This is a genomic window from Pseudomonas sp. PS02303 (assembly GCF_029959925.1).
Taxonomy (GTDB): Bacteria; Pseudomonadota; Gammaproteobacteria; order Pseudomonadales; family Pseudomonadaceae; genus Aquipseudomonas; species Aquipseudomonas mandelii.
Map to the genome: position 1 here is coordinate 1 of NZ_JASCOM010000158.1, position 13,865 is coordinate 13,865.

The 13,865-nt window shown below is 59.6% G+C and carries 12 protein-coding genes and 5 tRNA genes; 11 read left to right on the top strand and 6 right to left on the bottom strand.

All coding sequences use genetic code 11. From position 1 onward, the window contains the following. Window positions 1-206, bottom strand: a 206-nt coding sequence (locus QMX98_RS24810) for a BrnT family toxin (RefSeq protein WP_282411518.1), incomplete at its 3' end; no start/stop codon positions are given. Between the two features lie 256 nt (window positions 207-462). Here QMX98_RS24810 and QMX98_RS24815 point away from each other — a divergent pair. Next, window positions 463-1,980 carry a nucleobase:cation symporter-2 family protein gene (locus tag QMX98_RS24815; RefSeq protein ID WP_010456075.1) on the top strand — a complete coding sequence of 506 codons (1,518 nt, stop codon included), beginning with the start codon at window positions 463-465 and terminating at the stop codon, window positions 1,978-1,980. A 118-nt stretch (window positions 1,981-2,098) separates the two neighbouring features. On the opposite strand, the gene QMX98_RS24820 is transcribed toward QMX98_RS24815, so the two are convergent. Beyond that, a tRNA-Asn gene (locus tag QMX98_RS24820) sits at window positions 2,099-2,174 on the bottom strand. A 227-nt stretch (window positions 2,175-2,401) separates the two neighbouring features. On the opposite strand from QMX98_RS24820, the gene QMX98_RS24825 reads away from it, so the two are divergent. After that, complete coding sequence (locus tag QMX98_RS24825; protein ID WP_010456061.1) at window positions 2,402-2,632, top strand: hypothetical protein; 231 nt, start codon at window positions 2,402-2,404, stop codon at window positions 2,630-2,632. Here the strand turns inward: QMX98_RS24825 and QMX98_RS24830 are convergent. Beyond that, window positions 2,629-2,829, bottom strand: a complete 201-nt coding sequence (locus tag QMX98_RS24830) for a hypothetical protein (RefSeq protein WP_010456060.1) — start codon at window positions 2,827-2,829, stop codon at window positions 2,629-2,631. The two genes, QMX98_RS24825 and QMX98_RS24830, sit on opposite strands and share 4 nt — an antisense overlap. A 179-nt stretch (window positions 2,830-3,008) precedes the next feature. Further along, the gene (locus QMX98_RS24835; RefSeq protein ID WP_010456058.1) at window positions 3,009-4,205 is read right to left on the bottom strand and encodes an amino acid aminotransferase; all 1,197 of its coding nucleotides are present in this window, start codon (window positions 4,203-4,205) and stop codon (window positions 3,009-3,011) included. Window positions 4,206-4,541: 336 nt separating this feature from the next. Here QMX98_RS24835 and uvrB point away from each other — a divergent pair, with 336 nt between their 5' ends. Beyond that, a complete protein-coding gene (uvrB, locus tag QMX98_RS24840) occupies window positions 4,542-6,557 on the top strand; it encodes an excinuclease ABC subunit UvrB (protein WP_010456056.1) in 2,016 nt (671 codons plus the stop codon). Window positions 6,558-6,704: 147 nt separating this feature from the next. Here uvrB and QMX98_RS24845 read toward each other — a convergent pair whose 3' ends face one another. Both QMX98_RS24845 and QMX98_RS24850 read right to left on the bottom strand, forming a co-directional pair. Then, window positions 6,705-8,195 (bottom strand): MDR family MFS transporter, encoded by a 1,491-nt coding sequence (locus QMX98_RS24845; protein ID WP_282411519.1) that lies wholly within the window; start codon window positions 8,193-8,195, stop codon window positions 6,705-6,707. 49 nt (window positions 8,196-8,244) lie between these two features. Next, a complete protein-coding gene (locus QMX98_RS24850) occupies window positions 8,245-9,294 on the bottom strand; it encodes an HlyD family secretion protein (protein ID WP_010456052.1) in 1,050 nt (349 codons plus the stop codon). Between the two features lie 220 nt (window positions 9,295-9,514). Here QMX98_RS24850 and gltX point away from each other — a divergent pair, with 220 nt between their 5' ends. From gltX to QMX98_RS24890, 8 genes are all read left to right on the top strand, one after another. Further along, window positions 9,515-10,996 carry a glutamate--tRNA ligase gene (gene gltX / locus QMX98_RS24855; RefSeq protein WP_008037650.1) on the top strand — a complete coding sequence of 494 codons (1,482 nt, stop codon included), beginning with the start codon at window positions 9,515-9,517 and terminating at the stop codon, window positions 10,994-10,996. A 189-nt stretch (window positions 10,997-11,185) separates the two neighbouring features. Beyond that, window positions 11,186-11,261 (top strand) — tRNA-Ala (locus tag QMX98_RS24860). A 79-nt stretch (window positions 11,262-11,340) separates the two neighbouring features. Then, a tRNA-Glu gene (locus QMX98_RS24865) sits at window positions 11,341-11,416 on the top strand. Window positions 11,417-11,469: 53 nt separating this feature from the next. Continuing rightward, window positions 11,470-11,545, top strand: a tRNA-Ala gene (locus QMX98_RS24870). Between the two features lie 80 nt (window positions 11,546-11,625). After that, window positions 11,626-11,701 (top strand) — tRNA-Glu (locus tag QMX98_RS24875). 183 nt (window positions 11,702-11,884) lie between these two features. Beyond that, entirely contained in the window at window positions 11,885-12,424 is a 540-nt protein-coding gene (locus tag QMX98_RS24880) for a TetR/AcrR family transcriptional regulator (protein ID WP_008151286.1), read from the top strand. 31 nt (window positions 12,425-12,455) lie between these two features. Next, window positions 12,456-13,289, top strand: a complete 834-nt coding sequence (locus tag QMX98_RS24885) for an alpha/beta hydrolase (RefSeq protein WP_010456049.1) — start codon at window positions 12,456-12,458, stop codon at window positions 13,287-13,289. A gap of 48 nt (window positions 13,290-13,337) precedes the next feature. Continuing rightward, on the top strand, window positions 13,338-13,775 hold the full coding sequence (locus QMX98_RS24890; RefSeq protein ID WP_010456048.1) for a thioesterase family protein: 438 nt from the start codon (window positions 13,338-13,340) through the stop codon (window positions 13,773-13,775). The last annotated feature ends 90 nt before the right edge of the window (window positions 13,776-13,865 follow it).

Genomic DNA, 13,865 nt, shown 5'->3' on the forward strand with positions numbered 1-13,865 from the left:
CGATAGGTGTACGCAACGACCAGCAAGCGAGCTTTGGCATCCATGCCCATGACGATCCACCGTTGTTCATCGTGATGGTTGTCCCGAATCGTCAGTGCTCGTTCGTCGTAAAACACCGGTTCTGTTTCGGCGAGGCTGATGCCGCGATGCTTTAATTTGTTGGCTGCGTTTTTTGCCTTGTGATACTGAATTTCGAATGACTTCATTATGCATACTTTATATGTATAAGCGAGGGGGCGTCCGTGCCGGAGGTCGCTTGGAATGCAAAAGACTAGCGGGCAGGGGAGCAGGCAGATGAAGGATGTATTTCAAGATTTTTGGAGGGGAAAGGCGCGCAGCTAAAGGGCGACATGGACATGTGTCCATTATCTGACTGGTGAGTTGTATACAACTCTATAGACATTTGTCCTGACTCTTGCATACAGTGTGCGCATAACAAAAAACCAGGGAACCCCCCCAACCATGAAAACGCCCCATGTTTCACACCAACGGCCTGAGGACGAAAACCTCGGGGTCGGCGCGAATATGGCTTACGGCCTGCAACATGTTCTGACCATGTACGGCGGCATCGTCGCGGTGCCTTTGATCATCGGCCAGGCGGCCGGGCTTTCGCCGGCGGACATCGGTTTGTTGATTGCTGCTTCATTGTTTGCGGGGGGCTTGGCGACATTGCTGCAGACCCTCGGTTTACCGTTTTTCGGGTGTCAGTTGCCGCTGGTACAGGGCGTGTCCTTCTCCGGTGTCGCGACGATGGTGGCGATTGTCAGCAGCGGCGGGGAGGGCGGCTTTCAGTCAATTCTCGGGGCGGTAATTGCCGCGTCGTTGATCGGATTACTGATCACGCCGGTGTTCTCGCGAATCACCAAGTTCTTCCCGCCGCTGGTGACGGGCATCGTGATCACCACCATCGGCTTGACGCTAATGCCGGTGGCTGCACGCTGGGCCATGGGCGGCAATAGCCATGCCCCGGACTTCGGCAGCATGGCCAACATCGGTCTGGCGGCGGTGACGCTGGTGTTGGTGCTGCTGCTGAGCAAGATTGGCAGCGCGACCATCTCCCGTTTGTCGATCCTGCTGGCGATGGTCATCGGCACGATCCTCGCGGTGTTCCTTGGCATGGCGGACTTTTCGTCGGTCACGCAAGGCCCGATGTTCGGCTTCCCGACCCCGTTCCACTTCGGCATGCCAACCTTCCATTTTGCCGCGATCCTGTCGATGTGCATCGTGGTCATGGTGACCCTGGTGGAAACCTCGGCGGACATCCTTGCTGTCGGTGAAATCATCGACACCAAGGTCGACTCCAAACGCCTGGGCAACGGCCTGCGCGCCGACATGCTGTCGAGCATGATCGCGCCGATCTTCGGTTCCTTCACCCAAAGCGCCTTCGCCCAGAACGTCGGGCTGGTGGCCGTGACCGGCATCAAGAGTCGTTTCGTGGTCGCCACCGGCGGCTTGTTCCTGGTGATACTCGGTCTGCTGCCGTTCATGGGCCGGGTCATCGCCGCAGTACCGACCTCGGTACTGGGTGGCGCTGGCATCGTGCTGTTCGGCACCGTGGCGGCCAGTGGCATTCGCACGCTGTCCAAGGTTGATTACCGCAACAATGTCAACCTGATCATCGTCGCCACCTCCATCGGCTTCGGCATGATCCCGATCGCCGCGCCGAATTTCTACGACCACTTCCCAAGTTGGTTCGCGACCATCTTCCACTCGGGCATCAGCTCCTCGGCGATCATGGCCATCGTGCTCAACCTGGCCTTCAACCACCTCACTGCCGGTAACTCGGATCAGCAATCGGTGTTCGCGGCCGGTACCGAGCGGGTTCTTCGATATCAGGATCTGGCGGCGTTGCGTGAAGGGGATTACTTCAGCGAAGGTAAACTGCGTGACTGCGACGGGAACGAGATTCCGGTGGTGGAAGCGGCCCATGAATCGAGCGAGCATCGAGCGGCTCATGCTAAAAGCAGTGAGCATGTCTGACGGCGGCACCTGCTAACCAGGCCGATCTGTTGAATAGACAGATCGGCCTTTTGCTTTTCCAGCGGCCACAAAAAAGCCCCTGAACCTTTCGATTCAGGGGCTTTTCGATATTGCTGTCTGGCTCCACGACCTGGACTCGAACCAGGGACCCAGTGATTAACAGTCACTTGCTCTACCAACTGAGCTATCGCGGAATGGCGCGTATGTTACTGATTCAGAAAGAGAAGTCAAGCATCTGTTAACAACTTGATGGATTCATGGAGACGGACGGTGGTTTATCGGCAGTGGGCGGTTACCAGAATCGCCTCAGAGGTCTACCATGGCCGCCCGGAAGTGGTTACACGCGCTGCCGGCCATTCGCCGAAAAGGTACGTGCCATGAATCACCCAATCCTCACCCCTCAAGACAACGGGGTGTTCGCATGAGCATCGCTCAGATCAGCCTGCCCAAAGGTGTCGGCCCGCATGCCGAGAAGCTGTTTGACGCGATCACCCAAGCCAGCACCGCTGACGATCTGAACCGCGCGGGCGGCAAGGCTGAGGGCTTCGTCCTCGGTCTGGAAAGCGCCAAAGCGATCAAGAGTCAGGTCGCCGAATCGCTCTACGTCGCCTATGACGATGCCGCCAGTCAGCGTGCGACCGAACTGGCTTAACCGCCGAAGGTGACCGTGGCGAGCATCAGCTTGGCGTACAGCATCGTGGCGGCCAGTTGCACCAGCCACAAGGCCAGGCCGCCGAGAAATACGCCAGCGGCCACTTGCAGCACCAGGTTGTTACCGCGTTTGGCCGGTGTGCGAGGGACAAAATGGTCCAGCTCGTCACGGTCGGCGCGTAGGTCATCGTTTTTCATGTGGGTTCTCGTAAGAATTCTCAGGTGTACACAAAACCTGTAGGAGCGAGCGGTGCGGCGATCCTGCAGGTGCATCGTTGTGTGGAGTTTAGAGGGCGCCGATAGCGCTTTGACACTTATCTGCGACGAATAAAAAACGGGAAGCCCCAAGGCTTCCCGTTTTCCGTACTGCGCGAGACTCAGATCACCGCAACGATGGCCTTGGTCACTGCATCAATGTTGCTCTGATTCAATGCCGCCACACAGATGCGGCCGGTGTCCAGGGCGTAGATGCCGAACTCGCTGCGCAGGCGGGTGACTTGCTCAACCGTCAGGCCGGAGTAGGAGAACATGCCGCGCTGACGACCGACGAAGCTGAAATCACGCTGTGGCGCGTTTTTCGCCAGCAGGTCGACCATCTGGGTGCGCATGCCACGAATCCGCAGGCGCATTTCGGCCAGTTCTTCTTCCCACTGGGCGCGCAGTTTCGGGCTGTTCAGGACCGCGGCGACGATGCTGGCACCGTGGGTCGGCGGGTTGGAGTAGTTGGTGCGGATCACGCGTTTGACTTGCGACAGCACGCGCGCGCTTTCTTCTTTCGATTCGCTGACGATCGACAGGGCGCCAACGCGCTCGCCGTACAGCGAGAAGGATTTGGAGAACGAGCTGGAGACGAAGAAGGTCAGGCCCGATTCAGCAAACAGGCGCACGGCAGCGGCGTCTTCGTCGATGCCATCGCCAAAACCCTGGTAGGCCATGTCGAGGAACGGCACGTGACCTTTGGCTTTCACCACGTCCAGGACGTTTTTCCAGTCCGCCGGGCTCAGGTCCACGCCGGTCGGGTTGTGGCAGCAGGCGTGCAGCACAACGATCGAGCCGGAAGGCAAGGCGTTCAGGTCTTCAAGCAGGCCGGTACGATTAACGTCATGGGTCGCGGCGTCGTAGTAACGGTAGTTCTGCACCGGGAAACCGGCGGTTTCGAACAGGGCGCGGTGGTTTTCCCAGCTCGGGTCGCTGATCGCCACAACGGCGTTCGGCAGCAGTTGCTTGAGGAAGTCGGCGCCGATTTTCAGGGCGCCCGTGCCGCCAACGGCCTGGGTGGTGATGACGCGGCCAGCGGCGATCAGTGGCGAGTCATTGCCGAACAGCAGTTTCTGCACTGCCTGGTCGTAGGCGGCGATGCCGTCGATTGGCAAATAGCCACGGGACGCGTGTTGAGCGACGCGAATCGTCTCGGCTTCGACAACGGCGCGCAGGAGTGGAATTTTCCCCTCCTCGTTGCAGTAAACACCGACTCCCAGGTTGACCTTGTTGGTACGGGTATCGGCGTTGAATGCTTCGTTGAGGCCCAGGATTGGATCGCGTGGTGCCATTTCGACAGCGGAGAACAGGCTCATTTTTGCGGCGGCTCTGAATGGAGTGTGGAGGGACGTGTCGCGCTCCAGCCGAATGCACTAGAGCGGTGCACAAACGGGGAGCTAGTATAGAGGCCATTTGCGATTGATGGCGACAGACGAATCAGCTTTTCAGGTAAGTTTTTTCGATTATTTTTCGACCGTTAGTCGAATGCCGGCATCAAAGACTTCAAGGGATGTAGGACGTTTGCCTTGAAAGCGCAGGCAATCGGCTCCACATTGAGCACAATCCTGTTTTTTCCTCGGGCGGCGTGAGTCGTTTGCGGTCTTTCTCGTTGCTGCCGGTTTGACCGCGCTGGCGCGATATCAGAGGTATACATGTCTGAATTCCAGCTAGTCACCCGCTTCGAGCCCGCCGGCGATCAGCCGGAAGCCATCCGCCTGATGGTCGAGGGCATCGAAGCCGGGCTGGCGCACCAGACGTTGCTTGGTGTGACCGGCTCGGGCAAGACCTTCAGCATCGCCAACGTGATCGCCCAGGTACAGCGTCCGACCTTGGTGCTGGCGCCGAACAAGACCCTGGCCGCGCAGTTGTATGGTGAGTTCAAGGCGTTCTTCCCGAACAATGCCGTCGAGTACTTCGTTTCCTACTACGACTACTACCAGCCAGAAGCCTATGTGCCGTCATCGGACACCTTCATCGAGAAAGACGCCTCGATCAACGACCACATCGAGCAGATGCGGCTGTCCGCGACCAAGGCGCTGCTGGAACGCAAGGACGCGATCATCGTCACCACGGTGTCGTGCATCTATGGTTTGGGCAGTCCGGAAACCTATTTGAAAATGGTGCTGCACGTGGATCGCGGCGACAAGCTCGATCAGCGTGCGTTGCTGCGTCGCCTGGCAGACTTGCAATACACGCGCAACGACATGGAGTTCGCCCGGGCGACCTTCCGGGTGCGCGGCGATGTGATCGATATCCACCCGGCGGAATCCGACTTCGAAGCGATCCGCATCGAGCTGTTCGATGACGAAGTCGAGAGCCTGTCGGCTTTCGATCCGCTGACCGGCGAAGTAATCCGCAAGTTGCCGCGATTCACCTTCTACCCGAAAAGCCACTACGTGACGCCACGGGAAACCCTGCTGGGTGCCGTCGAAGGGATCAAGGTCGAATTGCAGGAGCGCCTGGATTACCTGCGAACCAACAACAAACTGGTGGAAGCCCAGCGCCTGGAGCAGCGCACCCGTTTCGACCTGGAGATGATCCTCGAACTGGGTTACTGCAACGGTATCGAAAACTACTCGCGCTACCTGTCGGGCCGTGAATCCGGCCAGGCGCCACCGACTCTGTTCGACTACCTGCCCGCCGACGCCTTGCTGGTGATCGACGAATCCCACGTCAGCGTGCCGCAGGTCGGTGCCATGTATAAGGGCGACCGTTCCCGTAAAGAGACGTTGGTGGAATACGGCTTCCGCCTGCCGTCAGCGCTGGATAACCGGCCGATGCGTTTCGACGAATTTGAAAGCATCAGCCCGCAGACGATTTTCGTCTCGGCCACGCCGGGCAATTACGAAGCGGAGCACGCCGGTCGCGTGGTCGAGCAACTGGTTCGCCCAACCGGGCTGGTGGATCCGCAGATCGAAATCCGCCCGGCGTTGACCCAGGTTGACGATCTGCTCTCGGAAATCGGTAAACGTGTGGCGCTGGAAGAGCGGGTGCTGGTGACTACGCTGACCAAGCGCATGTCTGAAGACTTGACCGATTACCTGGCCGACCATGGCGTGCGGGTGCGTTACCTGCACTCGGACATCGACACCGTGGAGCGGGTCGAAATCATCCGCGATCTGCGTCTGGGCACGTTCGATGTGCTGGTGGGGATCAACCTGCTGCGTGAAGGCCTGGACATGCCGGAAGTGTCGCTGGTGGCGATTCTCGATGCAGACAAGGAGGGTTTCCTGCGTTCCGAGCGTTCGTTGATCCAGACCATCGGCCGGGCCGCGCGTAACCTCAATGGCCGGGCGATTCTGTATGCGGATCGCATCACCGGCTCCATGGAGCGGGCGATCGGCGAGACCGAACGGCGTCGCGACAAGCAGATCGCCTTCAACCTCGCCAATGGCATCACGCCGAAGGGTGTATTCAAGGACGTGGCCGACATCATGGAAGGCGCCACCGTGCCCGGTTCGCGCAGCAAGAAGCGCAAAGGCATGGCCAAGGCTGCCGAGGAAAGCGCCAAGTACGAAGCCGAATTGCGCTCACCGGGCGAGATCGCCAAGCGCATCAAAGCGCTGGAAGAGAAGATGTACGCGCTGGCGCGGGATCTGGAGTTTGAAGCGGCGGCGCAGATGCGCGATGAGATTGGCAAGTTGCGGGATCGATTGATTACTGTCTGAGATTTGCGGTGAATGTGCATGCGCCTTCGCGGACGAGCCTCGCGCCTTCTGATTTTGTGCCGTTCACATCTCGCGGGCGCGCCACAAACCTTGTAGGAGCGAGGCTCGCCCGCGAAGGCGTCCGAAAGGTCACCACCGCAATCGGGGTTAGTGCGCCTCGCCAGCCTTGAGCCCCACCGGCAACGCCTTGGTCAACAACACCGCAATCATGCTGATCCCCAGCGCAATCCCGACAAAGTGAAACGCATCGTTGTACGCCATGATCGACGCCTGCTGATGCGCAATCTCGCTCAGCTTGCCCAGCGCTGCCGTCTCACTGCCGAACCGGTCCGTCATCGACGCCATTCGCTCCGCCACCTGCGGATTGCTCGGCACGATGGATTCACGCAAGTAATCAAAGTAGGTCTTGGTTCGCGCGTCCAGCAAGGTCGCGAGGAGGGCGATGCCAATCGCGCCGCCGAGGTTGCGCAGGATATTGAACAGGCTCGACGCCGATCCCGCGTCCTGCGGCAGGATGTAAGCGGTGGCGATCAGCGAGATGGTCACCATGATCAGCGGCTGGCCCAGCGCCCGGATGATCTGGATCTGATTGAACTGCGGCCCGGCAAAGTCCGGGTTCAGCACCCCCGACGAAAAGCTCGCCAACCCGAACAGCCCGAAGCCTATTGCGCACAGCCATTTGGGCGACACGTATTTCATCAGCTTGGGCACCAGCGGAATCAGAAACAGCTGCGGCACGCCCATCCACATGATCACTTCGCCGATCTGCAGGGCGTTGTAGTTCTGGATCTGCGCCAGGTACAGCGGTAACAGGAAGATCGAGCCGTACAAGCCGACACCCATCCCGAGGCTGGAAATACTCGATAAACCGAAGTTGCGATTACCCAGGATACTGAGGTTGATCAGCGGATTGGGCTTGGAAAACTGCACGATTACAAAAGTGATCAGGCTCACCAGCGCGATGCTGCCCAGGGTCACGATAAGGTTCGACTCGAGCCAGTCCTTGCGATGGCCTTCTTCCAGAAACACCTGCAAACAGCCGAGGCCGACGCCAAGCGTGAGGATGCCCATGTAGTCGGTGCTTTTGAGCAGTTCCCAGTGCGCCTCTTTCTTCTCAAGGCCGTACATCAGACCGGCGATCATGATCAGGCCGGGCGGTATGTTGATGTAGAAAATGTACTCCCAGCCCCAGTTTTCCGTCAGCCAGCCGCCAAGGGTTGGGCCAATGGAGGGCGCGAACGTCGCGGTCATGGCGAACATGGCCATGCCTTTGGCGCGGTGGTGTTCCGGGAGTTTGATCAGGGTGAGGGTGAAGGCCAGCGGGATCAGGGCACCGCCGGTGAATCCCTGTAACGCTCGAAAGATGATCATGCTCTCCAGGCTCCAGGCCATGGAGCAGAGCAGGGAGGCGGCGAGAAATCCCAATGACACCCAGACTGCCAGGCGTCGCGCCGACAGCAGCTGCACCAGCCACGCGGTCAGCGGGATCATGATGATTTCCGCCACCAGATAGGACGTGGAAATCCACGAGCCTTCTTCCAGGGTCGCCGACAGCGCGCCCTGAATGTCCTTGAGCGACGAGTTGGTGATCTGGATATCCAGCACGGCCATGAAGGCGCCGAGCATCACGCTCATCACCGCAATCCAGTCCCGCCGGGTCGGTTCGCCGGCCGGGCGGATCAGTTGATCACCGGCCATCGTCAGGGGCGTCTTTGATGTTCACTTTGGCGGTGACCGACATCCCTGGGCGAATCTTGCCGTGCAGCGGGTTGTCCGCAGCGAACGTCAGTTTTACCGGGATCCGTTGTACGACTTTGGTGAAATTGCCCGTGGCATTGTCCGGCGGCAACAGGCTGAACTGTGCGCCCGAGGCGGCGAACAGGCTGTCGACCCGTGCGTCTATCGGTGTGTCGCTGTAGGCGTCGAAAGTCAGCGTGGCTTTCTGGCCGGGCTGCATGTGGCCGATCTGGGTTTCCTTGAAGTTGGCCTGAATCCAGATGTCCTGGTCCGGGACGATCGACAGCAGATAAGCGCCGGCCTGCACGTATTGGCCTTGTCGAGCCGCGCGCTGGCCGATCAGGCCGCTGATCGGCGCGTGGATTTCGCTGCGGGTCAGGTTCAGTTCGGCCTGGGCGAGGTCGGTTTTGGCATTGGCGATCATCGCGTCGAGGCGCTTGATCTCGGCGCTCAAGGAATTGACTTGCTGGCGTTGGCTTTGTGCGTCGGCCTGGGCCTTGGTCACTTGCGAACGGGCGATGTGGTTGTCGGCGGAGAGGGTGGTCACCCGTTCTTCCGACACATAACCGGGTTTGCGCAGGGTTTGCGCGCGGGACAAGTCGATCTGCGAACGCCCAAGGCTGGCCTGGCTGGAGGCGACTTGCGCCTCGCTGGCGGCGATCAGGCTGGCTTGCTGGGTCAGTTTGCTTTGCGCCTGCAAACGTTCGGCTTGTCGGGTAGCGAGGGTGGCATTGGCGCGGTCAACGGCGAGGTGGAAGTCATCGCCTTCGAGCTTGATCAGCAACTGGCCTTTCTCAACGTGCTGATTGTCCTGCACCAGCACCTGATCGATGCGCGCGCCCAATTGGCTTGAGACACGGGTGATCTCGCCCTGGACATAGGCGTTGTCGGTGCTTTCATAAAACCGCCCCTTGAAGAACCATTGGGCGAAGAAGCCCCCGGCAATCAGCAGGACGATCAGCAGGAAAATAAACAGGCGTCGCTTGAGTTGGGCGGGCATGGGGCAGACTGTAGTCGAGAAATTGTAAGGAAAGTTATCAGCAGGTGAATCTTGCATACAGTCGATAGTGGGTAAATGCCATCGGCTGATAATCGATCATTCATCGCGGCTCAGGCCCGTTGTAGACGCAACCTTGGCTTAAATGCCCTGCTGACTGGAGCCGGGCGGGTATCGCCTGTTACCATTCGCCCTTTGTTTTATCTTCATTTCGAGACTTGCCATGACCACCGTCCGCACGCGCATCGCGCCATCGCCTACCGGGGACCCCCACGTAGGTACCGCTTACATCGCTTTGTTCAACTACTGCTTTGCCAAGCAGCATGGCGGTGAGTTCATCCTGCGGATCGAAGACACCGACCAGTTGCGCTCGACCCGGGAGTCCGAACAGCAGATTTTCGACGCCTTGCGCTGGTTGGGCATCGACTGGAGCGAAGGTCCGGACGTTGGCGGCCCGCACGGTCCGTATCGTCAAAGCGAACGCGGCGACATCTATCAGAAGTACTGCCAGCAGTTGGTCGAGATGGGCCACGCCTTCCCGTGCTTCTGCACCGCCGAAGAGCTGGACCAGATGCGCGCCGAACAAATGGCCCGTGGCGAAACCCCGCGTTACGACGGCCGTGCGCTGTTGCTCTCGAAAGAAGAAGTCGCCCGGCGCCTGGCCGCTGGCGAGCCTCATGTGATCCGCATGAAAGTGCCGAGCGAAGGCGTTTGCGTGGTACCGGACATGCTGCGTGGCGACGTCGAGATCCCGTGGGATCGCATGGACATGCAAGTGTTGATGAAGACTGACGGCCTGCCGACGTACTTCCTGGCCAACGTGGTCGACGACCACTTGATGGGCATTACCCACGTTCTGCGCGGTGAAGAGTGGCTGCCATCGGCGCCGAAGCTGATCCTGCTTTATGAATACTTCGGCTGGGAACAACCGGAGCTGTGCTACATGCCGCTGCTGCGTAACCCGGACAAGAGCAAGCTGTCCAAGCGCAAGAACCCGACCTCGGTGACGTTCTACGAGCGCATGGGCTTCATGCCGGAAGCGATGCTCAACTACCTCGGCCGCATGGGCTGGTCGATGCCGGACGAGCGCGAAAAATTCTCGCTGCAGGAAATGGTCGACAATTTCGACCTGAGCCGCGTGTCCCTCGGCGGGCCGATTTTCGACATCGAGAAGCTGTCGTGGCTCAACGGCCAATGGCTGCGTGACTTGCCGGTGGAAGAGTTCGCTTCGCGCCTGCAAACCTGGGCGCTGAACCCGGAATACATGATGAAGATCGCGCCGCACGTGCAGGGTCGCGTCGAGACCTTCAGTCAGGTTGCACCGCTGGCCGGCTTTTTCTTCGCCGGTGGCGTGAACCCGGATGCCAAACTGTTCGAATCGAAGAAGCTCTCGGGCGACCAGGTTCGTCAGTTGATGCAGCTGATTCTGTGGAAGCTGGAAAGCCTGCGTCAGTGGGAGAAGGACAGCATCACCGCGACGATTCAGGCGGTGGTCGAATCCCTGGAGCTGAAGCTGCGTGACGCCATGCCGCTGATGTTCGCCGCGATCACTGGCCAGGCCAGTTCGGTGTCGGTGCTTGATGCGATGGAAATCCTTGGTCCGGACCTGACTCGTTTCCGTCTGCGCCAGGCCATCGACCTGCTGGGCGGCGTGTCGAAGAAGGAAAACAAGGAGTGGGAAAAACTCTTGGGCAACATTGCCTGAGGACGTTTGACCTCGTAGGGGCTGCCGGAGGTGGCGATCATTTGATCGTGATCTTCGGCGCCGCCCCCGTTTTTCCGGGGGGAGGGCGGTAAGTGATTGTTATGGCGACAAAAAATTTTGAAAATTGTTAAAAATAAGTTTGACAGCTTTCCGAAGCGCCATTAAGATTCGCCCCGTCCTCAGCGATGAGGGGCTATAGCTCAGCTGGGAGAGCGCTTGCATGGCATGCAAGAGGTCGACGGTTCGATCCCGTCTAGCTCCACCAATTTACACTTCAAGGTCTGGCCACACCGGCCTTGAAGCGATCAACACTCAGCGTTGATCTGTTGTATAGAAGGGTTTGCGTCCCCTTCGTCTAGTGGCCTAGGACACCGCCCTTTCACGGCGGTAACAGGGGTTCGAGTCCCCTAGGGGACGCCAGTTTTACAGAAGCGATGTCGCAAGATGTCGCTCCGCCGCGAGGCGAAAAATCCGGGGCTATAGCTCAGCTGGGAGAGCGCCTGCATGGCATGCAGGAGGTCAGCGGTTCGATCCCGCTTAGCTCCACCAATTTTACAGTTCAAGGTCTGGCCACACCGGCCTTGAATCGATCAGCTCTCAGCACTGATCAGTTGTATAGAAGGTTTTGCGTCCCCTTCGTCTAGTGGCCTAGGACACCGCCCTTTCACGGCGGTAACAGGGGTTCGAGTCCCCTAGGGGACGCCACGATTACCCGCTCTGCGGGATTTTATAAGGGTCATTCAATTATTGAATGGCCCTTTTGTTTGTCTGGCGTTTGGCCAAATCCCCCATTTCTTTCAAACTGTTCTTCAGACCAGCGGTCACATCCACGACTTGCGGAAAATTATTATGAGAATAATATTCTAGTCGTAATATTCGGAGGCAACGATGAACGATAAAAAAGCTCAAACCCGCGAACGCATTCTCAAGGCCGCCAGCGCAGCGCTGATTCAGCGCGGCCCGGCCGAACCGAGCGTGGGCGAAGTGATGGGCGCAGCCGGCCTGACGGTTGGCGGCTTCTATGCGCACTTCGAAAGCAAGGACGCCATGATGCTGGAAGCATTCAAGCAACTGCTCGGTCACCGCCGTGGCTTGATCGCCGACATGGACGCCGAATTGACCGGCGAAGAGCGTCGCGCGTTGGTGGCTGCGTTTTACCTGTCGCGCAAACACCGTGATTCCTCGGATTCCGCGTGCCCGATCCCGGCGTCTGTCGGTGAGTTGGGTCGCCTGCCGGACGCGTTTCGCGTGGCGCTGAATGAGCATGTGGAAATGATGGTCGCGCAGTTGGCGGCCAGCCCGGAAGACACCGACAAAGCCTTGGCCGACATGGCCTTGATGGTCGGGGGTCTGGCTCTGGCTAGGGCGCTGGGGCCAGGAGAGTTGTCCGATCGATTGCTGCGCGCCGCCAAGTCGGCGGTGCTATGACCTGAAGGCATTGGCCTGAGGAGTGAGAGCGATGAGCACGTTGAAGTGGGTTCGTGGCGTTAATGGCACCTTGGGCTGGTTTGCACCGAAACTGGTCGCGAGCAAAATGCGACTGGCGTTCATGACGCCGCGGGAGCTGCCACCGCGTGACTGGGAATTGCCGCTGCTGGCGAAATCCGAACGGATCACCTTGCGCTTCGGCCTCTCGGCGCTGCGCTGGGGGCAAGGTCCGGCCGTGTTGCTGATGCACGGTTGGGAAGGGCGGCCGACACAGTTTGCGAGTCTCATCACGGCGCTGGTCGATGCTGGCTACACCGTCGTAGCGCTCGACGGTCCTGCTCATGGTCGCTCACCGGGCAGTGAAGCCAACGTGGTGCTGTTTGCCCGGGCCATGCTCGAAGCGGCCGCCGAGTTGCCGCCGCTGCGAGCCGTCATTGGCCACTCCATGGGCGGCGCCAGTGCGATGCTCGCAGTGCAGTTGGGTTTGCGCACCGAAACCCTGGTCACCATCGCCGCACCGGCGCGGATTCTCGGGGTGTTGCGCGGTTTTGCCCGTTACGTGCGGCTGCCGCCCAAAGCGCGTTCGGCGTTTATTCGCCAGGTCGAGAAAGACGTCGGCATGCGCGCTGCAACGCTGGATGTTGCGCACTATCAGCTCGACATGCCGGGGCTGATCGTCCACGCCGAAGATGATTGCTTTGTTCCGGTCAAGGAGTCCCAGTTGATCAATGAGGCGTGGTTCGACAGCCGGCTGTTACGCCTGGAGGAGGGCGGGCATCAACGCGTGCTGGCCGATCCTCGGGTGATTGATGGCGTGTTATCACTGCTGGCTGGCCGCAGCCTGCAATCGCGCCAATCGGCCTGAGCATCCGTTACACTGCCCCGGTCGACATCATCTGACCGGGAGTGGGGCATGGGCTGGGATCGGGCAACGCCATTTATCATTGATCTGGAAGTCGGCGCCGAGGACATCGACGGGCTGGGGCACGCGAACAACGCGGTGTACGTGACCTGGCTCGAACGCTGCGCCTGGCGCCACTCGCAGCGGCTGGGGCTGGACCTGGTCGAGTATCGTCGGCTGGATCGGGCGATGGCGGTGGTGCGGCACGAGATCGATTACCTGGCCGCCGCCTATGAGGGCGATGAGTTGCAATTGGCGACCTGGATTGTCGATTGGGATCAGCGCCTGAAAATGACCCGCCACTTCCAGTTGAAGCGCCCCAGCGATAACACCACGTTGCTGCGCGCGCAAACCACTTTCGTCTGCATCGAACTGTCCACCGGCAAGCCCAAGCGCATGCCGGCCGAGTTCATCGAAGGCTACGGCCCGGCGTTGCAAGTTCCAGGTTGACGCGATCCTGTGGCGAGGGAGCTTGCTCCCGCTGGAGCGCGAAGCGGTCCCTTGCAATGGAGAGTGCTACGCACTCTAGCGGGAGCAAGC